The 18970-nt window shown below is 61.8% G+C and carries 20 protein-coding genes; 16 read left to right on the top strand and 4 right to left on the bottom strand.

Going from position 1 to position 18970, the window contains the following annotated elements; all coding sequences use genetic code 11:
- Window positions 1-236: 236 nt before the first annotated feature.
- The 8 genes from ASE64_RS07665 (at window position 237) to ASE64_RS07630 (ending at window position 7429) form a co-directional block, all read left to right on the top strand.
- On the top strand, window positions 237-1952 hold the full coding sequence (locus tag ASE64_RS07665; protein WP_235480532.1) for a cytochrome c oxidase assembly protein: 1716 nt from the start codon (window positions 237-239) through the stop codon (window positions 1950-1952).
- Entirely contained in the window at window positions 1949-2932 is a 984-nt protein-coding gene (locus ASE64_RS07660) for a cytochrome c oxidase assembly protein (protein WP_055778379.1), read from the top strand. Before ASE64_RS07665 ends, ASE64_RS07660 begins: the two co-directional genes overlap by 4 nt.
- Window positions 2929-3564, top strand: coding sequence for a copper resistance CopC family protein (locus tag ASE64_RS07655; protein WP_055778375.1), 636 nt, complete (start codon window positions 2929-2931; stop codon window positions 3562-3564). Before ASE64_RS07660 ends, ASE64_RS07655 begins: the two co-directional genes overlap by 4 nt.
- Window positions 3561-3926: a DUF6804 family protein gene (locus ASE64_RS07650; protein WP_055778372.1), complete on the top strand. Its 366-nt coding sequence runs from the start codon at window positions 3561-3563 to the stop codon at window positions 3924-3926. The genes ASE64_RS07655 and ASE64_RS07650 overlap by 4 nt, the downstream gene beginning before the upstream one ends.
- A gap of 873 nt (window positions 3927-4799) precedes the next feature.
- Entirely contained in the window at window positions 4800-5990 is a 1191-nt protein-coding gene (locus ASE64_RS07640) for a peptidoglycan DD-metalloendopeptidase family protein (RefSeq protein ID WP_055778366.1), read from the top strand.
- Window positions 5991-6096: 106 nt separating this feature from the next.
- Window positions 6097-6597: a DUF3093 domain-containing protein gene (locus ASE64_RS07635; protein ID WP_082466118.1), complete on the top strand. Its 501-nt coding sequence runs from the start codon at window positions 6097-6099 to the stop codon at window positions 6595-6597.
- A 29-nt stretch (window positions 6598-6626) separates the two neighbouring features.
- Window positions 6627-6872: a zf-TFIIB domain-containing protein gene (locus ASE64_RS17120; protein ID WP_442853830.1), complete on the top strand. Its 246-nt coding sequence runs from the start codon at window positions 6627-6629 to the stop codon at window positions 6870-6872.
- Window positions 6873-6982: 110 nt separating this feature from the next.
- Complete coding sequence (locus tag ASE64_RS07630) at window positions 6983-7429, top strand: hypothetical protein (protein WP_156351700.1); 447 nt, start codon at window positions 6983-6985, stop codon at window positions 7427-7429.
- Between the two features lie 290 nt (window positions 7430-7719).
- On the opposite strand, the gene ASE64_RS07625 is transcribed toward ASE64_RS07630, so the two are convergent.
- The 3 genes from ASE64_RS07625 to cmtR all read right to left on the bottom strand — a co-directional run bounded on the left by ASE64_RS07625 (window position 7720) and on the right by cmtR (window position 11020).
- Window positions 7720-8247, bottom strand: a complete 528-nt coding sequence (locus ASE64_RS07625) for a signal peptidase II (RefSeq protein WP_162234552.1) — start codon at window positions 8245-8247, stop codon at window positions 7720-7722.
- Window positions 8248-8573: 326 nt separating this feature from the next.
- Entirely contained in the window at window positions 8574-10430 is a 1857-nt protein-coding gene (locus ASE64_RS07620) for a heavy metal translocating P-type ATPase (protein ID WP_055779773.1), read from the bottom strand.
- A gap of 230 nt (window positions 10431-10660) precedes the next feature.
- Complete coding sequence (gene cmtR, locus ASE64_RS07615; protein WP_055778354.1) at window positions 10661-11020, bottom strand: Cd(II)/Pb(II)-sensing metalloregulatory transcriptional regulator CmtR; 360 nt, start codon at window positions 11018-11020, stop codon at window positions 10661-10663.
- Between the two features lie 400 nt (window positions 11021-11420).
- Here cmtR and ASE64_RS07610 point away from each other — a divergent pair, with 400 nt between their 5' ends.
- The 8 genes from ASE64_RS07610 to ASE64_RS07575 all read left to right on the top strand — a co-directional run bounded on the left by ASE64_RS07610 (window position 11421) and on the right by ASE64_RS07575 (window position 18564).
- Window positions 11421-11747 carry a heavy-metal-associated domain-containing protein gene (locus tag ASE64_RS07610; RefSeq protein ID WP_326939286.1) on the top strand — a complete coding sequence of 109 codons (327 nt, stop codon included), beginning with the start codon at window positions 11421-11423 and terminating at the stop codon, window positions 11745-11747.
- Window positions 11747-13981, top strand: a complete 2235-nt coding sequence (locus ASE64_RS07605; protein WP_055778351.1) for a heavy metal translocating P-type ATPase — start codon at window positions 11747-11749, stop codon at window positions 13979-13981. The genes ASE64_RS07610 and ASE64_RS07605 overlap by 1 nt, the downstream gene beginning before the upstream one ends.
- A 37-nt stretch (window positions 13982-14018) precedes the next feature.
- Window positions 14019-14459 carry a DUF6153 family protein gene (locus ASE64_RS07600; protein ID WP_156351699.1) on the top strand — a complete coding sequence of 147 codons (441 nt, stop codon included), beginning with the start codon at window positions 14019-14021 and terminating at the stop codon, window positions 14457-14459.
- 70 nt (window positions 14460-14529) lie between these two features.
- A complete protein-coding gene (locus ASE64_RS07595; RefSeq protein ID WP_055778343.1) occupies window positions 14530-15135 on the top strand; it encodes a DUF305 domain-containing protein in 606 nt (201 codons plus the stop codon).
- A gap of 157 nt (window positions 15136-15292) precedes the next feature.
- Window positions 15293-15733, top strand: a complete 441-nt coding sequence (locus ASE64_RS07590; RefSeq protein ID WP_055778339.1) for a hypothetical protein — start codon at window positions 15293-15295, stop codon at window positions 15731-15733.
- A gap of 690 nt (window positions 15734-16423) precedes the next feature.
- Complete coding sequence (locus tag ASE64_RS17370; RefSeq protein ID WP_156351698.1) at window positions 16424-16921, top strand: M23 family metallopeptidase; 498 nt, start codon at window positions 16424-16426, stop codon at window positions 16919-16921.
- Between the two features lie 226 nt (window positions 16922-17147).
- On the top strand, window positions 17148-18065 hold the full coding sequence (locus ASE64_RS07580; protein WP_055778333.1) for a hypothetical protein: 918 nt from the start codon (window positions 17148-17150) through the stop codon (window positions 18063-18065).
- A 97-nt stretch (window positions 18066-18162) separates the two neighbouring features.
- Window positions 18163-18564 carry a four-helix bundle copper-binding protein gene (locus ASE64_RS07575; protein WP_055778330.1) on the top strand — a complete coding sequence of 134 codons (402 nt, stop codon included), beginning with the start codon at window positions 18163-18165 and terminating at the stop codon, window positions 18562-18564.
- A gap of 96 nt (window positions 18565-18660) precedes the next feature.
- On the opposite strand, the gene ASE64_RS07570 is transcribed toward ASE64_RS07575, so the two are convergent.
- Window positions 18661-18963, bottom strand: coding sequence for a metal-sensitive transcriptional regulator (locus ASE64_RS07570; RefSeq protein WP_055778327.1), 303 nt, complete (start codon window positions 18961-18963; stop codon window positions 18661-18663).
- Window positions 18964-18970: the final 7 nt, after the last annotated feature.

Genomic DNA, 18970 nt, shown 5'->3' with positions numbered 1-18970 from the left:
TTCGTCTGATCGGCGCTCCCGCGTTGCTACTGGTCAGCACACTCGTTGTCGCCAGCACCCTGGCCATCACCGCGTGGTCTCGACAACCGGCCCTCCTCATCGACGCGGGGCCTATCGTTGATGTCGGACTGCCCATAGTCAAAAGCCTGATCAACCTGGCCTCCGGGGTCGTTATCGGCGCCCTGGTTCTGGCCTGCTTCGCTCTCCCTATCGGCAAACCGGCCTACAACACATCCTTGGACCTCGCTGCAGGCGCCGCCTGTGTGTGGGCCGTGCTATCTTTCGCCGCATCGGTTCTGGCGTACTTCTCGCTCGCCGGGCCGGTGTCCGCGGAAATCTTCCCTGCAAGTTTCGGTCAATTCTTGACCACCGTCACGATCGGCCAAGCGTGGCTGAGCACCACTCTGGCTGGGGCCATCCTGGCTGTGCTCTGTTTCGCGACACGCGCCCCCTGGCTCGTCGCTATCGCAACGATCATCGCGTTCGCCTCGCTGATCCCCCTCGCTCTGCAGGGCCATGCTGCCGGCGCCGGCAGCCACTCCGCCGCGTCTTCTGCACTCTGGCTGCATTCGGCAGCCGCGGCCACCTGGGTGGGTGGGCTCGTCGTGACGACCATCCTGCTCGCGAGAACACAACGCAGCGAGGCCGTAGTCCTGCTCCGTCGGTACTCGAGTGTCGCGTTGATCAGTTTCGTACTGGTCGCCGCATCCGGGCTGATCTCGACCGTCATCCGATTCGACCAGGTCTCGCAACTGTGGACGACCGACTACGGAAGGATCCTGCTGATCAAGGTTGCGGTTCTCCTCGCGTTGGGTGCGGCGGGCGCAGTCAATAGGCGGATCCTGATCCGCAGTATCGAGACCGCTCCTCGGATTTTCCGCACCCTCGCCTGGTTGGTGATGTCGGAACTGGTGCTGATGGGTGTGGCGTCCGGCACTGCAGTGGTTCTCGCCAGGACGCCGCCACCCATCAGTGAAACGATCGCCGTCAGCAGATCCGAAATTCTGACGGGTCAGCCCCTGCCGGTACCGCTCACCGTGGCACGATTCTTCGACACCTGGACGATCGACCCGATCTGGGCAATCGGTGCCGTGTTCGGAATCGTGCTCTACCTCGCCGCCGTTTCTCGACTTCGTCGACGCGGAGACCGATGGCCTGCGAGTCGCACGATCTCGTGGATTATCGGCCTCGTCATTCTCATTTACGTCACCAATGGTGCCCCAGCCGTATACGGGACGTACTTGTTCAGCCAGCACATGCTGGAGCACATGACCCTCGGCATGATCGTGCCGATCTTTCTCGTCCTCGGCTCGCCTGTGACGCTGGCCCTGCGTGCCATTTACCCGCGCAAAGATGGCAGCCGAGGCATGCGAGAGTGGCTTCTCGACCTCACCCGTCTTCGTCTCACAGCTGTCCTGACGCACCCTGTGGTCGTCGCTGTGCTGTTCGTCGGGTCGACGATCATCTTCTACTTCACGCCATTGTTCGGGTGGTCACTCGAGGACCCGGTCGGGCACCAGTGGATGATCGCCCACTTCCTCATCGTCGGGTATCTCTTTGCGTTGACAATGATCGGAACCGACCCGCTCCCGTACCGGTTCCCTTATCCGCTGCGGCTGGTCACGCTCCTCGTGGTCATGGCCTCCCACGCGTTCTTTGGGCTCAGCATCATCACGTCCACGGACCTGTTCCTTCCCGCCTGGTACGGCGTCATCACCGAAGGGTGGACAACCAACCCCCTCGCCGATCAACAGGCTGCCGGCGGCGTCGCCTGGAGTGTCGGTGAAATCCCCACCCTCGTGTTGGCGATCACCATGGTCACGTTGTGGTCGCGTTCCGACGCCCGCGAAACCAAACGCCTGGATCGGAACGCTGATCGAACCGGCGACAAAGATCTGAGCGAATACAACGCCATGCTGGAATCCCTCCAACACCGCAAACCAACGCGATGACCGGCGACCCGAGCGGCCCCGTCTGGGTACCGACCCAAGCTCCTGATCTCAGTGAGTTCCTGGCCCCCAATGTGCAACCGATCCCCCTTCTTCCCGCCATCGGAATAGTGCTGTTCGTTGCCTACAGCTGCGGGGCCCTTCGACTCTGGGCGACGGGCCGACGCTGGTCTGTGACCCGCACCATCTGTTTCCTCTCCGGCTGCAGCATTCTGATAGTCACGATGGGCGCTGGCCTCGAAGGGTACGGCTACCGCCTGTTCTCTGTGTTCATGTTCCAGCAGCTCACCCTGATGATGGCTATCCCTCCGCTGCTCGTCCTCGGATCGCCCGGAACCCTGCTGCTCAAGACCATTCCTCACCGAGGCGTTGGCATCCTCATCCAACGTGCCGCGCTTATGGGATTGCGCTCTCGCGGGGCTCGGTTGATCCTGCACCCGGCGGTCATGATCCCTCTGTTCCTGTTCACCTTCTACGGTTTGTACCTCAGCGGAATTGCCAGCACGCTGCTTGAGAGTTGGAGCGGACACGTCGGATTAGAACTGCTATTCCTGGCCAGCGGAATCCTTTTCACCATTCCCCTCATCTCGGCCGACCCTCTCCCCGCCCGCCAATCGCACCTTGGTCGACTCCTCGACCTGTTCGCCGAAATGCCCCTGCACGCATTCTTCGGAGTCATCGTTATGACCGCCACAATTCCGCTCGTCACCTACTTCGCCACCCCGCCCTCGTCTTGGGGAATAGACCCGATTCAAGACCAGCTCATCGCCGGGGGCCTCGCCTGGTCCTACGGAGAACTGCCCACACTCATCATTGTTCTCGTTCTCCTAACCCGGTGGCATCGGGACGACACAACCCGCGCCACAGCCGCCGACAGGCGACACGACAGACACGGCAACGCCGACCTCGACGCCTACAACGACTACCTCACACACCTCAACCAACGCGCCACCCGCTCACGCACGACGAAAGAAACCCCATGAAAACCCGCACAAGCATCCGCTACAGCGCCGCCCTCGTCGCCCTCACGATCGTCGCCGTGCTCTTCGGCGCGGCCCCGACCGCGACAGCGCACGACGCCTTAGCCTCATCCACCCCCGCCGCTGACGAGACTGTCGCAACAGCCATCGACCAGGTGCAGCTGAACTTCAACGAAGCCCCCTTGGCGGGCTTCGATGCGGGCATCGCCATCGCGGTCCTTGACCCTGCCGGAACCGATATCTCTACCGGCAATGTCGTTGTCGAGGGTGCCACTCTGACCAAATCGATCACCCCGACCACCGCAGGCAGTTACCAGGTGTTGTGGCAAACAGTGTCCGTCGATGGACACCCGATTTCCGGCCAATATGCCTACACGTACACGGTCGAACCCGCGCCCCTCCCGGCCACAACAACACCGCAGGAAACATCGACACCATCACCCACCCCGGCGACCTCAACGTCAACGTCAACGGCGGCACCAGCAGACGTTCCCCTGGACAGCGATGACGTGTACGCACGCATCTTCCCCGTGGCGCTCCTGGGCGGAATAGTTGTGGTCCTCATCGTCGTCGCCATCGCGATCGTCGTTTCCGTCCGTGGACGTCGCCGCCAAGACGAAAAACCAACCCGATGAAACGGACACAGCAAAAACGCATCCCCGTCATCCGCCCGGGCCTGCCTCCTGCCATCCTGGGCGCTCTCTGTCTCCTGGTCGCCCTCGCCCTGATTGGGACCGACTACTACCTCTATGTGCGCTACGTCGTCAGCGTCCTTGCGCTCATCTTCGCCGTCATCAGCGTCCAGTACCGCAAATGGTGGTGGGCTCTGCCGGTTCTCCCGCTTGCCGTCCTCTGGAACCCGGCGTGGCCGCTGAGCTTCACCGACCAAACATGGCAACTGCTGATATTCCTCGGATCCGCCGCATTCCTCGTAGTGGGCATCTGCTTACGCAGCCCAGACGATAAAGAGATGGCCGCAAAACGTTCCGTGAGCTAACGATCGGTGATCGTTCGTCGTTCCTTCATCCGTTGCCGCCTTGACTGAAACCCCGCGGTGGCCCCCAAGGCCAAGCAGACGACAGCAATCGACACGGCTACCTCCCACCACGCATTTCGGGTCAGCAGATTCGCGAAGAGAACCAGCAGGCAGGTTCCGTTCAACCCAAGAGCCACGTATGCGAACTGGGCGGAGCTCCACCGTCGACGCGGCTCCCTGTCGGAGGAAGAAAGAGGCACGACATTCCCTTCGTGATGGCAATCGAATGCCCCAGAGAGTACACGAAACGGTTTACAATCACTTCGACGGGATCCCTCCTGTCGGAGAGGCTGCGACACGTATGAGCCTCGTCCTGGCCCGCAGCCGCCACGTGATCCGCGCCGTCCTTATTGGTTTTACGATCTGCGTGGCCGCCTTGTCCGCGATAGGGCTGCACGCAGCGTCCGTTAGTCACGACATCGATGTCGCCTCAGCGACCGCCCTTCTTGACGCTGCTGACCCCAGCGATACGACGGAGCACGACAGTAACGGGCTCCGGGAGTGCCTCAGTATCGCCGTGACGTGCGTGGGACTTCTCGGACTCACGCTCTGGTGGCTCGCGCACGCTCGGGGCGCACGCCGAACACCACTGATCTTTCTCTGTGGCACTGCCCCGACCGGTCCACATCCGGACGGCCAGTTAACCCGTCTATCTCTTCACGACACGGGAGTGCTCCGGATCTAAATTCTACTTTTCTGAATCTTCGCCCTAGATGGGCACACCTTTATGAAGCGGAAAGTAGAACACACATGGCAACATCTATGCCCAGGCCAGGTCGCGGAGTACCGCGGCGCCGGCCCCGAAGCGTCACTGCCCTGGTCGTCGCAACGACCTTGCTGATCGGACTGACCACTACCCCTGCAGCGGTCGCGGCAGAGGATTTTCCGAGTTGGTCCGAGGTCGAGGCTGCTCGCTCAGACGAGTCCGCGAAACAGGGTCAGATATCTGAAATTACGACCCTGATCGCACAGATCGAAGCCGACCTCGCTCAAGCACAACAACTCTCCGTTGATCTCACCGATGAGTGGGAGATCGCACAGCTCGCTCTCGATGAAGCGGGCGCGGAAGCACGCGACCTCGGGGAGCAGGCCTCTGCTGCACAAGGCGAGGCAGACAGCGCCCGCGCAACAGTTGGTCAACTCGTCTCCTCGCTTGTCAAAGTGGGGGGAGCTGATCAACTAACGGCTCAAGTACTGCTGTCTGGTGATAACACGGAAGATTTCCTGGGACGACTTGCCACCGCGTCTCGCCTGTCGCAAAGCGTCAACGACATGTACGTGGCAGCGGAAACCGCTAGCAACACCGCGCAAGCACTCACAGACCAAGCCGTCGTTGCCGAATCCGAACGGGCCCGGTTGGCCGACGATGCGCAAACGGCTATGGATGCCGCCATCGCCGCCTCCCAAGAAGTGGAAGCGCAACGAGCAGCCCAACTACAGAACTCCGAAACCCTCAAAGCCCAGCTGGCTGTACTCACGGAGAATCGGCAAGCCACCGAAGCTGACTACACGCGCGGAGAAGAGGTCCGCCGTGCTGCAGCCGAAGCGGCTGCTGCAGCGGCCGCGGCTGCCGCCTCGAACGGCGGGTACCCGCAGCTCGATAGCGGCCAGCTCTCAGACCAGGGTTGGACGCGACCCGTCAGCGGCCGAATGTCCGACGGGTACGGCCCCCGAATTGCGCCCACCGCGGGGGCAAGCACGTTCCACAACGGTGCCGACCTCGGTGCCGGATGCGGCACCCCCGTCTACGCGGCAGCTGCTGGCACCGTGAACTACGCCGGCTGGTTCGGAGGGTTCGGCAACTGGGTACAACTCAGCCATGGCGCCGGCGTACAAACCAGCTACGCCCACAACAGCCAACTTCTCGTCGGTTCGGGCGAATCGGTCGTTGCGGGCCAACTGATCTCCTTGGCCGGCACTACAGGCGTCTCCACCGGCTGTCACCTCCACTACGAAGTGAGCATCGATGGCTCACGCGTCGACCCAGCGGCGTTCATGGCTGCCCGCGGCGCACCGCTCAGGTGACACCCATGACTGTACAGATAATTCTGAACCATGTGAACTACCCTGTGGTCATGGACGCCAGGATGAGTGTCACCTCAACACCATGTTTGAAGGCGGTGTCTCTCGCATGACTTTGTATCAAGAGAGGCTTTATCCAGCTCCATCGATGTTCGTGTTCATCGCACTGGTCATCCCGGCCAGCATCGTCGTATTCATACCGATTAAGCCGCAGGGCGGAATCACTGGGCTTGGTGTCGGCATTACGGTCGGGCTCGTTCTGTATTTGGGCGTCATTGCCTTGTTCGTGGTCACGGCACCCAAAATCAGCGTTTCCTCGACCGTTCTTACTGCGGGCCGTGCCACCATTCCCCGAGAATTCGTTGGTGACATTCAGAGTTATCGGGGTGACGCGGCCACAGTGCAACGCGGAACCGCTCTCGATGCTCGGGCCTGGTTATGCATCCGAGGGTGGGTAAAACCGGTCATTCGTATATCCATCGTCGACCCGAACGATCCGACGCCGTACTGGCTGATCTCCACTCGCCACCCGGATGCCCTTGAACGCCTCCTTAGCTCACCCCACCTTGCCGACACCAACTCGCCCGCTCCGAAGGAGAATCTGCCGTGAAATGCCCGATCGACGAATCAACTCTGGTCATGTCCAACAGGGAAGGAATCGAAATCGACTACTGCCCCCAATGCCGGGGCGTCTGGCTTGACCGAGGCGAGCTCGACAAAATCGTCGAGCGCTCCACCTCCACCCAAACGGAACCGACATATGGCCGAGACGACCGCGGGAGCCATGACCGGGCCAGCCGACGCGGACATAGTGACGACCGCAGTTCACACGACGGCCAAAAGAAGCGAGGCCGTGAATCCTGGCTTGGGGATCTCTTCGGATAACCACGAACAACCCACACATCACGGAGCCTGACGGACAACTCTTGAGGACGCCCATTATCGCGGGGACGCACCGTGGTCTCCTCGACTCACCTCAACAACAGGAGTAAACAATGTTCATTTCCCGACAGGGCCGTCCCGCTGTTGCACTCGGCGGCGCACTCTTTCTAGGAACACTATTGGCCGGATGCTCTTCTGTGGCGGAAGTCACCACAGACCAAGCGGCGGCCGCCGCGTGCAGCATCATTACCCCGGCGATCAAGCAGGTGGCCTCCGATGTTCAGAACGCAGTCGCAGACATTCCCATCGATGCGACGGCCGCCGAGAAGAACCTGCAGGCGGCGAAAGTCCTTCTTGATGCGGGAGGAATGCAGATACTCGTCGACGATGCGACGAACACGAAATACAACGCCGCTATGAGTGCGGCTAGCACCGCCGTCGACGGGCTCATAGAACAGGCGCAGGCGATACAGGCCGGACAAGCACCAGATACAACCCGAATAGACGAATTGGATACGCAACTCGAAACAGCCCTATCCGACGCCACCGCTGTCTGCTAACCGACCCGCTGCCCCCATCGAGCACTGTGAGACATCTGCTCCGACGTTGCACATGAGGCTCTCACTGGCGATGTCAGTAACGATGCACGAGCCAGCCCTAATCGTGGGGTAGCCGTCCAAGGACTCAGGCGAATTGACGCGCCCGAGGACGCGCCATGATCCGCGTGTTCATCGTTCTCGGGGAACGTTCTCTGTGGCGTGGCCACACGCCATAGCGCTAGAACGAGGCGCTCTCACGGATAGCGGACACGGATATGACTGCCTATCCGCAGGGCTCCCCGGCGAGGCGATCACTCGTCGGCACTCTGGCGGCGGGAACGAACCATGACCACAACGATCCATGCGAGCACGCCGCCGACCGCGAAGACGTCGGCAAGATTGAAGATTGCGAACCACGACACCGCCAGATAGTCGACCACTTCACCTGTCAGCGGAGCGCTATCCGGAGCGCGCGACACCCTGTCGATGACATTCCCGACGCCGCCTGCCAGAACGAGCGAGAGGAGAAGCGTGTCCACCAGATGATTACCGCGCCATACGAGGACCGCGAGCCACCCTGTCAACGACATCAAGATCCCGATGAGAATGACACCGACCAGAGGTCCAAACTCGGCACCCATGCCGAAAGCGACACCCGGATTGAACGCCAAATCGAGGCTAAAGGTTGGAAGGATTTCGATGGGCGGGCTATCCGAGAGGACTTCGATAGCCCACTCCTTGACAAATTGATCGGCAACCACACCGATCGCAACGATGAGTATCGCGACGAGGGCGCCGACGAAACGCCGACGGGGAAGGGTAGATCGCACGTGGGCCACTCGACGACTATACATAAACTCCTGAACCATCATGTACGCGCTACTCGGCACAGCAATTTGTGCAGTGACGACGTCACATTTGAGCTGGTCAGCCGATACCAGCAGGCCAAGCTAACTCCGTCGCCTCGATCGAACAGACTCCCGGGGCCACTTTCCACCGGCCACGGTATGAATGATGTTCCCCAGGCTCGGCAATCCCCACCTCGGACCCGGACCAGGGTCTGGCGTCTATCTCACTCTTGACCGAACCTGGCTGGACCAGAATTATCGGGCTGACCAACGTCGCGTAAGACTCGTCTTCGACCATCGACATGACGGCCGGCAACCTACTTCACGAGAGACGGCAGCACCGCGCGGCCACGTGCTGCCCGGAGTCCGTTGGCGATAACGACTACCTCCGCGACCTCGTGCACCAGCACAACACCAGCCAGTCCCAGCACACCGAATAGGGCGAGCGGGAACAGCACGATGATGATTGCCAGAGCCAACACAATGTTTCCGGTCACGATCCGGCGACCCCGGCGGGCATGGGCGAGAGCCTGTGGGATCAACCGCAGATCCGTGCCGGTGAACGCAACATCAGCCGATTCGATCGCCGCGGCCGACCCGGTCGCTCCCATAGCGATTCCAACATCCGCTGCGGCCAGAGCAGGAGCGTCGTTGATACCGTCCCCGATCATCGCCGTCCGCTGGTCTGCCCGATAAGCCTCAATCCCCGCGGCCTTGTCGACGGGCATCTGCTCGGCCCGGTACTCGGCGATCCCCGCCTGCCCCGCGAGAGCTTTCGCGGTCCGCTCATTGTCACCCGTGAGCATCACCGTACGGATGCCTTGTTTACCGAGCTGAGCGATCGCCGCGGCAGCTTCGGGCTTCAGCTCGTCACGGATACCGACGAGCCCGACCGGTTCGCCGTCGACCTCGACGACGATGACCGTCATGCCTTCGCCCTCTAAGTCCTCGCAGCGGGCCGATAGTGGGCCAGGAATCACCCAGCGGGGGCTCCCGATCCGAACATGGGAGGCGCCCATCCTGCCGGAAACACCCTGACCCGGGAACTCCGTTATGTCCGTGGCAACTGGCGGTTGCGGTTGCTTTGCGAGGATGGCAGCGGCGAGCGGGTGTGTACTGTGCGCCTCGAGTGCGGCCGCCACGTCGACCACCTGAGAGGGATCGGCTGCACCGTTCGTCTCCACGGTGACCACCTCGGGACGGTTCCGCGTGAGCGTGCCCGTCTTGTCGAATGCCACAAGCTGAATGGCGCCGAGCTGCTCGAATGCCTCACCAGATTTGATGACCACTCCGAAGCGGCTCGCCGCCCCAATCGCGGAAATGACAGTCACAGGTACCGCGATTGCCAGAGCACACGGCGACGCTGCGACGAGGACGACCAGCGCTCGCTCAGTCCAGGTTGCGGGATCTCCCACGATCAGCCCGAATACAGCGACCAAGCCGGCGACGACCAGAACGATCGGCACAAGCGGGCGGGCGATCCGGTCGGCGAGCCGAGCACGGTCGCCCTTACGGGCCTGAGCTTGCTCCACGAGTCGCACGATCGTTGTCAGTGAGTTGTCGCGGCCATCCGCAGTTGCTTCGATCTGGAGGCTGCCGGATCCATTGATCGCACCCGCGGGCACGGAATCGCCTGGCCCGACTTCGATAGGGATGGACTCGCCGGTGATCGCCGATGCGTCGATGCTGCTCCGTCCCGACGTCACTACCCCGTCCGTCGCGACTCGTTCGCCTGCTTTCACGATCAGGATGTCGAGTTCCTGGATCTCCGCCGCGGGTACCTGTTCGGGTCCCGACAGACGCGAGATCGTCGCGGATTCAGGAATCAGTGACAGCAAAGCGCGGAGGCCATTCCTCGCCCGATCCATTGCCCGGTCTTCGAGCGCCTCTGCGATCGAGAACAAGAAAGCCAGCGCTGCAGCTTCACCGACATGACCGAGAAGTACCGCGCCGACCGCCGCGATCGTCATCAGCAGCCCCACTCCCAAACGGCGGTGAAGGAGTCTGCGAACCGCTCCGGGAACGAAGGTCGATCCGCCCGCGATCAGACTCATGGCTAACACGATTGTGCTTACCAGGTCGAGGCCAGTCCACTCCAGGACGTACCCCACGGCCAGAAGCACACCGGCGGCGAGAGGAATGAGAATATTACGGTCCTTCCACCACGCCGACAGTTCATCACCATCGCCATGGTCGTGTTCATCATCCGAATGTTCGTCAGGACCATGCTCGTCATGGTCGTGGTCGTGGTCGTGGCCGTGGTCGTGGGCGTGACTGTCGTGCTCATCACCTTCGTGTGCGCACTGCGTCGCCTGGCCAGGCGTGCGCGGTGTTCCGAGACTCAGCGCTGTCCGACCACCGATGGACAGATTGGTGGGCTCGTCCGGCCCGCAGCATTCCTTGCTCACGCTTCGCTTCCGTTTCCACAACACAGCGGCACGTCACAGTTCTCGTCCGCGCACCCCGTTCCGTCCTCGACCGCCAGAACAGCATCCACCAAACTGAGCAGGGACCTGGTCAGGTGTGGGTCCGCAATCTCATATCGGGTCTGACGGCCCTCCGGGACCGCCGCGACGATTCCACATCCCCTGAGACACGTCAGATGGTTGGACACATTCGAGCGCGTCAGATCCAACTCACGAGCGAGCGCAGCTGGATAGCCAGGCTCCTCAAGCAGGCTCAACAGAATTCGGGACCGAGTTGGATCTGCCATCGCGCGGCCGAGCCTGTTCATGACGTCAAGATGGGAGGCAATGGTCAGCATACGATGACTATACAGCATTTGCTGTACTCTACTGTGTGATTGGTAGTGCTTTATGGCGGCGTTTTGTGATTGCTTTTTGGCGCACACGCTTTGTGTCTAGGCACAATGTTGACCAGGTTCAATTCGTAGAGTCGCGCAATATCGAGACCAGTAAGTTCATCGATCTGCTTTTGTGGCGCCTGTCGGAACACGCGCCCTGTGGTGATTCTTCTTCTGTTCATTGAAGGCTTCGGAGCGCTGGTGTCACACTCGAGGCATCCCCGCCAGAATGCCGCTCGGCACGACTGCCAGCCTCTGACCTCGGCCCTCGGGGCTTCTCGATGACGCATTGACTTTGGTACCCCCATGGGGTAATAATCGGTGTACCCCACGGGGGTATTGAGATTTTCCTTGGAGGAGCATGATGAACGCCAGCAACGAACTTGGTCTCACGGACGCGAGCAGTGGATGCAGTTGCTCTCCAGCCGGTCACGCGGAGACGCGGGCCGCCGACGAGCAGGAAGACTTGGTCACTGCGGATTATCTGGTGACAGGTATGACGTGTTCGCACTGTGTGGCCAGTGTCACTGAGGAGCTTTCGGCCATCGATGGCGTCGAGGGTGTTCAGGTCGACCTTCATGTTGGGGGTGAGTCTCGGGTCTCGGTTTCGAGCACAGCGCCGATAGCCGCCGATGCGGTCCGTGCGGCTGTCGAGGAAGCTGGCTATCTCTTGGTGTCTGCAGACTGATGGGCACAACCGATGTAGAGCTCGATATCGCCGGTATGACGTGTGCTTCGTGCGCGAACCGGATCGAGCGCAAGCTCAATAAGGTTCCGGGCGTTGAGGCCACGGTTAACTACGCGACCGAAAAGGCCCGTATTCGGACGACTGCGGAACTCTCTCCTGCCGAACTGATATCTGTCGTCGAATCGGCCGGCTACAACGCCTCTGTCCCCGCTCCGGCAGCGATGAACACCATCGATGTGAGCGAAGTTTCTACTTCGGAGGCAGACGAGCTGCGCCGTCGGCTGATGGTGTCGACGATGTTGGCTGTGCCGGTTGCGGTCTTGTCGATGATTCCTGTGCTGCAGTTCACGAATTGGCAGTGGTTGGCGCTCATGCTCGCTGCCCCGGTGGCCGTTTGGGGAGCTTGGCCGTTCCATCGGGCAGCCTGGATTAACGCCCGTCACGGCGCGGCAACGATGGATACACTCATCAGCGTCGGTGTGCTTGCCGCGTTCGGCTGGTCGCTCTACGCCTTGTTCTTCGGCAACGCGGGCGAGCCTGGCATGCGAATGGCATTCACTCTGCTCGGCGCCGGACACGGCGAGGAGATCTATCTCGAAGTCGCCGCAGCGGTGACAGTCTTCATTCTCGCGGGCCGCTATTTCGAAGCCCGCGCAAAACGCGACTCCGGCGCGGCACTGCGAGCCCTGCTCGAGCTCGGCGCAAAGGAAGCCGTTCAGCTTCGAGACGGTCACGAAACCCGAGTCGCCGTGTCGTCGCTCGTCCCAGGGGACGTGTTCGTGGTGCGGCCCGGGGAAAAGATCGCGACTGATGGTCTGATCGTGGATGGTGCGTCCGCAGTTGACCTCAGCATGCTGACCGGCGAATCGATGCCGGTTGAGGTAAGTGTTGCGGATCGTGTGGTCGGGGCGAGCGTCAACGTTGGTGGCCGCCTCGTCGTCGAGGTGACCCGGACCGGTGCTGATACCGAATTGGCGCGGATGGGCCGCCTTGTTGAGGACGCCCAGACCGGCAAAGCGGAGGTGCAGCGACTCGCAGACCGGGTATCGGGGATCTTCGTACCCATCGTGATCGGCCTCGCGGCAGTCACCTTCATCGGGTGGCTGGTCGTTACCGGCTCCGTAAACGCAGCGTTCACCGCTTCGGTGGCGACGCTAATCATCGCGTGCCCTTGCGCTTTGGGCTTGGCTACCCCGACGGCGTTGCTGGTCGGCACGGGTCGCGGGTCGCAGCTCGGAATCCTGATCCGCGGCCCTCAGGTGCTCGAGCAGACCCGGCGAATCGACACCATCGTTCTCGACAAGACGGGAACCGTCACCACCGGCCACATGGCACTGCTGGATGTCATTGCCGCACCGGGAGAAAACCCGGACGAGATTCGCGAGATAGCAGCCGCCGCTGAGAGCGGATCAGAACATCCCATCGCCCACGCCATCACCGCCGCAGTCGACACACCCCGAGTAGCCGAGTCGTTCCAGTCCCACAGCGGCCACGGCGTGCAAGCAATCGTCGACGGACGCCTCGTCACCGCGGGACGCCCCAGCTGGCTGGCAACCGAATGGGGTATCACAGCTGACCCGACACTGGTCGCGGCCCAGAACGCTGCGGAAACAGACGGCAAGACCGTGATAGCCGTCGCCTGGGACGGATGCGTGCGAGGGATCGCAGTCATCGGTGACACCATCAAGCCCGGCAGTGCTGCGGCGATCACGGAGTTCCGAAAGCTCGGTCTGACACCTATTCTCCTGACAGGCGACAACGCAGGAGCCGCCCACCTCATTGGTGCGGCCTCGGGCATCAGCGACATCCGCGCCGGGGTCACCCCCCAGGGAAAGCTCGACGTCATTCGTGAACTCCAAGCGAGCGGGCGGACAGTGGCAATGGTTGGTGACGGAGTCAACGACGCCGCAGCCCTCGCGGCCGCTGATCTGGGCATTGCGATGGGATCCGGGACCGACGCGGCGATCGCCGCTGCCGACATCACCGTCATGCGCGACGACCTCGGAGCAGCCGCGGACGCGTTGCGTCTTGCTCGACGCACGTTCGGCATCATCAAAGGCAACCTGTTCTGGGCATTCGCGTACAACGTCGCCGCGATTCCGGTAGCGATGCTGGGCCTGCTGAACCCGCTGGTCGCGGGAGCTGCGATGGCCTTCTCGTCCGTGTTCGTCGTGTCCAACAGTCTCCGGCTCCGCCAGTTCACCCCACGCAACCCCACAGCAGGATCTCGGTAGAGGGAGATACTGTGAAGGGAATAGGAGGTGGTGACGAATGAGCCTGATGACTCTTCGCGCCACCGTTCTGCGCCCAGCTGCCGTGCAACGAACCGTCCTCCTTCTCGGAGTCGTCGTCGCCATCGTCGCCGGCCTCCTCGCGATGCACACCATCGCGACCAGCATGACCGGTCACAGCGATCCGGCCACTGCAGCGATGGCCGTGACCGCCGATCCCCACGCAACAGGAACGCACTCAGGCTTGACGGAAAACGAGTGCGCCGGTGACTGCGCACCCAGCCACGACATGACGGCGATGGTCTGTGTACTCGCCTTGCTCATCGGCGGCGCACTCCTCCTCATCGGCCTTCTCCGCGGCGTCCAATCCCATCCGCACACGATGCAACTTCGACCCCTGTTCGATGCCATCCGTGTGCTGCGTTCGGTGACATACCGCGATCCGCCCGATCTTCTCAAACTGTCCATCAGTCGGACTTGATTCACCGCGCCGCCGACCTCAACGCGGCACGCCCTGACTCACTTTCCCCTTTGACTGAATGGATATCACCATGTCTCGAATTCGCACCACCCTCATGCTCACCGGCGCCCTCGCCACCGCAATCACGCTCGCCGGATGCTCTTCTGGCTCCGGCTCGATGTCCGGAATGGACCACGGCTCCAGCAGCACCGCCGCACCTTCCAACGCGGAGGCGGGGAATTTCAACGATCAGGACGTCATGTTCGCCCAGATGATGACCGCCCACCACCAGCAGGCGATCGAAATGTCCGACATGCTGCTGGCCAAGACAGGCGTCGACGACAACGTCACCCAGTTCGCCGAAAAGATCAAAGCTGCCCAGCAGCCAGAAATCGAGACCATGACCGGCTGGCTCGAGTCGTGGGGCGAATCAACGGACAGCATGTCCGGAATGGACCATGGCAGCGACGGCATGATGAGTGACGACGACATGAACGCACTCGAGCAAGCCGACGGAGCTTCCGCCGGCAAGCTGTTCCTCGAACAGATGATCCAGCACCACCAGGGCGCCATCGACATGGCTCAAACCGAAGTCGACTCCGGAGAAAACCCGGACGCCGTCGCTCTCGCGAAGAAGATCGTGACCGACCAGACCGCTGAAATCGCGGAAATGCAGACCATGCTCGCGTCCCTGTAGCAATCAAATGGGGTCACCGCGGCAACAAATGCCGCATCGTCGCGGTGGCCCCTAGTTAGTCCTGCCAGGACACTCACACTTGGTTGTCCGTAATCAAAGCGTTACCCTAGGGCGGTATGCCCGCACGTTCAGACACGACAGCGAACAGGATGTGACTATGGAACACGCGCTCCGCGTTACCTCGCCGCACCGGTCGTTTTGGACCCGATTCGCGATCGTCTTCCTGGCCATTGCTGCGGCGTGCCTCGGACTTGTCACCATGCACTCGGCGACATCGCACGCACACGGAAGCCACGACGTCTCTCACGCGCACTCCAGCGTCCTAACCGGAGAGGCCGCTGCAGGTATTCCGACGGAAATGCCGGATAACAACTTGGGGCTTTTGGCCAACTGTGACAGCTGCGCGCTCGGCACCGCGGCCAAGGCGTCCAGCGCACTCGTGCTGCTGCTACTCGCCTGGGTCATGTTCCAGCTCGTGACCAACCCCTCGATGTTTGAGCGCTTTGTCGAGCGCAGCCGGGTCATCGTCAGTACGGCAGCATCGGGTGCGCGGAGGTTCACGCCACCACCCCTGGCTCTCGGCATCAGCAGAACGTAGAACGCGGACCGAACTCTCGGCCCGAACACCTCCCACCCGAACAGGGATGGACTCCGCGTGCGCCTCCTAGCTACTAGCTTCTGGCGCTGACGCTTCTTCTACGTCTCCAACGAAATGTGCTCTTTGACTCACCCGATCTCTCCCTCCTCGCCCTACCTCACCCGCCGAAGCCTTCGGACACCCGCACCACAGCCCACCCCAGAACCACAGTCCCCAAATTCATCTGAGACACCCAGTTCGGATACACAAACCCGCCGACGCGACCTTCGCGGCACAACACCAGCAGACCCGTCAGCCGGACGTCGCCATCGCGCAACCAGTGCAGGCAAAAGCCCTGCCGTTCTGTCGACTATTCCGGTCCCCGCAGCCAAACCGACGACCAACGTCAAGCGCCGATCGACCTACCAGGCAGGCACAGTGGCGCGGCCGACACACACCGAAAAGCCCCGGCGGAAGGCCCCCCTCTTTGCCCGTCAGGTTAAGGTCGGCGCCGCGATGACTTTCATCGCTCTGCTGGGACTTCCTCTGGCACTTCCCGCGCTAGCGGCGCCTGGGGCCGACAGCCCCATCCCTGTAGCCGGCGAAACCCCAACCACGCAGACACTCGTCGTCGACGCTACTGCCGCCGTCTCAACTCGCGACGGATACTCCGTCACAACCCCGCCACCACCGCCACCGCCACCGCCGCCCGTGATCGTGACCGCCCCGGCCGCATCGAACCCGTTCACACGGACGGCCGACACCTTCACCAACAACCCTCTATCGCCGATCCAGTGGCCGTTCACAACAGGCGTGCCCATCAGCGACGGATTCGGTTACCGATCAGCGCCCTGTGGTAGCTGCTCGACTAACCACAAGGGCTTGGATATGAATCCAGGCGAAGGAACCCCCATCCAGGTGGTCGCCGACGGAGTCGTGTCGGTCGCTCAGGCCTCCGACAACGGAGGCTTGGGGGTCTACGTCGAAATCGAGCACGTCATCGACGGCCAGCAAATCACCAGTGTGTACGCACACATGCTGGAAGGATCCCTGCAACTGAGCAAAGGCCAGACGGTCACCGTGGGCCAGATCGTCGGACAAGTCGGCAACACTGGCACCAGCACCGGAGCTCACCTGCATTTCGAAATTCACGCCGACGGAACTCCCGTCGACCCCTTCGCCTGGCTAACCGAACACGTTCTGCTATGACTTCGCGCTCGCCGGTCACGGAGTGAGATTCGAATGAACCACATCCTCAAAGCAGTACTTAGCAGCGTCTTCCTCGCGATGGCACTCTTTCTGACATCTCTCCCTTTCCAGCTCGCCGACGCTCACCAACCCATCCCACAACTCACAACACAGGGACCACAGGGCATCCAGAGCTTCGAGCTCCACGTAGGGCGGGGCCTGTGTTGACCGGACGACAGGACATCCTATGAAAACCCGAACCCGCGCCATCGCTGCCGTCGCAGTCACCCTCCTAACCGGTGTCTTGGTGACCGGCTGCGCTTCCGAGAGCTCCACCACGGCTGACCCGATCACCGAATTCGAGCACACGCATGGACTCGGCTACGACCCTGACAGGGGAATCGTGTTCGCCGCCACCCACACAGGCGTCTGGGAACTACCCACAAGCCGGCTTCCCTCCTCGTTCGGGTCAGGAAGCCTGATCAGTCCTCCGGGTAACGTTCCTGTTCTCATCGAGAACCGTCAGCAAGACACCATGGGCTTCTTCGTCACCGACACCGGCCTCATCCTCGGTTCCGGGCATCCGGACCCGGCCGATGCCACTGCTCCTGCCAACCTCGGGCTCATCATGAGTGACAGCGCAGCCAGGGAATGGACCACCGTATCCCTCGCAGGAGAAGTCGACTTTCACGACATCGCCGCCGTCCCGACCCCGTCCGGTGCTCTGCGGATCTACGGGTATGACGCAACCCACGCCAGAATCCTTACCAGCGACGACGGCGGGTCGACATGGTCAGACGGCGCAGCGGTAGAGCTCCGAGACATGACGATTGACCCCAGCAACCCCGATCGGACCTATGTCACAACGGCGAGCGGCCTGCAGGTGAGCGATGACGTCGCCCGCACTTTCAGTCCCGTGCCCGACGCACCGGCATTGGTGCTCATCGACGCCACCGACACAGGCTACGTCGGTATAGATGTCGCAGGCACCGTGTGGCACACCACTGGTGCTGGCTGGGTGCAAGGCGGCGCCATCGTCGGAGATCCGCAGGCCCTGACTTTCGTCGGGGGTTCCGAGCCGTGGCTGCTCGTCAGCGACTCTCGAGGGGTTTTCGCAACACGCGACTTCGGTGTGAGTACAGTTCTGCTCGCGAAGTCGCCGTGATGTGTGAATCAAGATTCGACACCTGTCTATAGAGACAGATTGCACGTGCGGCGTACCGTCGGAAGAAACCCAATCAAGCCCCGTCGAAGGAGAAGCAATGTCTGTCATCGAAGAAATGCTGAATACCTATCCCCGCGATCTCGGCGCTAACAAGGAACAACTCGCCGCCTGCATCGCCGCGTGTCTGGAGTGCGCTCAGTCGTGCACAGCCTGCGCCGATGCGTGCCTCGGCGAAGACATGGTGAGCGAACTCACCTCCTGCATTCGAACCAATCTTGACTGCGCTGATGTCTGCGCAACCACCGCCGCTGTCCTGTCCCGGCACACCGGCTCCAACGACGCCACCGTTCGGGCTGTCATCGAAGCGTGCCGCGCCGCCTGTGCCAGCTGTGCGGAGGAGTGTGACAAGCACGCAGAAATGCACGAGCACTGCCGGATCTGTGCCGAAGCGTGCCGGCGCTGCGAGCAGGCCTGCACCGAGCTCCTCGCCACCCTCTAAACAGCTTCGCCGTCCAGCCACGCTGGATGCGTACGCGCATGCGCATCCGAGCCATCGCAGGAAGATAGCGGCGCGCGGCCCAGATCAGTCAGGCCGCTACGAGCGAACCAGTCGAGCGATCGCGTCTGACGCTTCCTTGATTTTGGCCTGGCCCTCGTCGCCGCCCAACTGCACTGCGTCGACGACGCAGTGCTTCAGGTGGTCATCGAGCAACCCCAGCGCGACACTCTCCAAGGCGGATGTCAGGGCGGAAATCTGCGTCAGAATATCGATGCAGTACTTCTCCTCGTCGACCATTCGAGCGACACCTCGAGCCTGGCCCTCGATGCGTTTCATCCGCGCAAGATACTTCTCTTTATCGGAGATGTAGCCGTGATGCGAGGAGGCGACGTCAGTCATCGTGTGC

It is taken from the genome of Agreia sp. Leaf210, from assembly GCF_001421485.1.
GTDB lineage: Bacteria > Actinomycetota > Actinomycetes > Actinomycetales > Microbacteriaceae > Agreia.
This window is presented reverse-complemented; position numbering and strand designations above follow the sequence as displayed.

Bases quoted from the DNA above. Each gene is read 5' to 3' on its own strand.
- ASE64_RS07660 (WP_055778379.1), top strand. From the start codon at position 1,949: ATGACCGGCGACCCGAGCGGCCCCGTCTGGGTACCGACCCAAGCTCCT.
- ASE64_RS07655 (WP_055778375.1), top strand. From the start codon at position 2,929: ATGAAAACCCGCACAAGCATCCGCTACAGCGCCGCCCTCGTCGCCCTC.
- ASE64_RS07650 (WP_055778372.1), top strand. From the start codon at position 3,561: ATGAAACGGACACAGCAAAAACGCATCCCCGTCATCCGCCCGGGCCTG.
- ASE64_RS07635 (WP_082466118.1), top strand. From the start codon at position 6,097: ATGACTTTGTATCAAGAGAGGCTTTATCCAGCTCCATCGATGTTCGTG.
- ASE64_RS17120 (WP_442853830.1), top strand. From the start codon at position 6,627: ATGTCCAACAGGGAAGGAATCGAAATCGACTACTGCCCCCAATGCCGG.
- ASE64_RS07630 (WP_156351700.1), top strand. From the start codon at position 6,983: ATGTTCATTTCCCGACAGGGCCGTCCCGCTGTTGCACTCGGCGGCGCA.
- cmtR (WP_055778354.1), bottom strand. From the start codon at position 11,020: ATGCTGACCATTGCCTCCCATCTTGACGTCATGAACAGGCTCGGCCGC.
- ASE64_RS07610 (WP_326939286.1), top strand. From the start codon at position 11,421: ATGATGAACGCCAGCAACGAACTTGGTCTCACGGACGCGAGCAGTGGA.
- ASE64_RS07605 (WP_055778351.1), top strand. From the start codon at position 11,747: ATGGGCACAACCGATGTAGAGCTCGATATCGCCGGTATGACGTGTGCT.
- ASE64_RS07600 (WP_156351699.1), top strand. From the start codon at position 14,019: ATGAGCCTGATGACTCTTCGCGCCACCGTTCTGCGCCCAGCTGCCGTG.
- ASE64_RS07595 (WP_055778343.1), top strand. From the start codon at position 14,530: ATGTCTCGAATTCGCACCACCCTCATGCTCACCGGCGCCCTCGCCACC.
- ASE64_RS07590 (WP_055778339.1), top strand. From the start codon at position 15,293: ATGGAACACGCGCTCCGCGTTACCTCGCCGCACCGGTCGTTTTGGACC.
- ASE64_RS07580 (WP_055778333.1), top strand. From the start codon at position 17,148: ATGAAAACCCGAACCCGCGCCATCGCTGCCGTCGCAGTCACCCTCCTA.
- ASE64_RS07575 (WP_055778330.1), top strand. From the start codon at position 18,163: ATGTCTGTCATCGAAGAAATGCTGAATACCTATCCCCGCGATCTCGGC.
- ASE64_RS07570 (WP_055778327.1), bottom strand. From the start codon at position 18,963: ATGACTGACGTCGCCTCCTCGCATCACGGCTACATCTCCGATAAAGAG.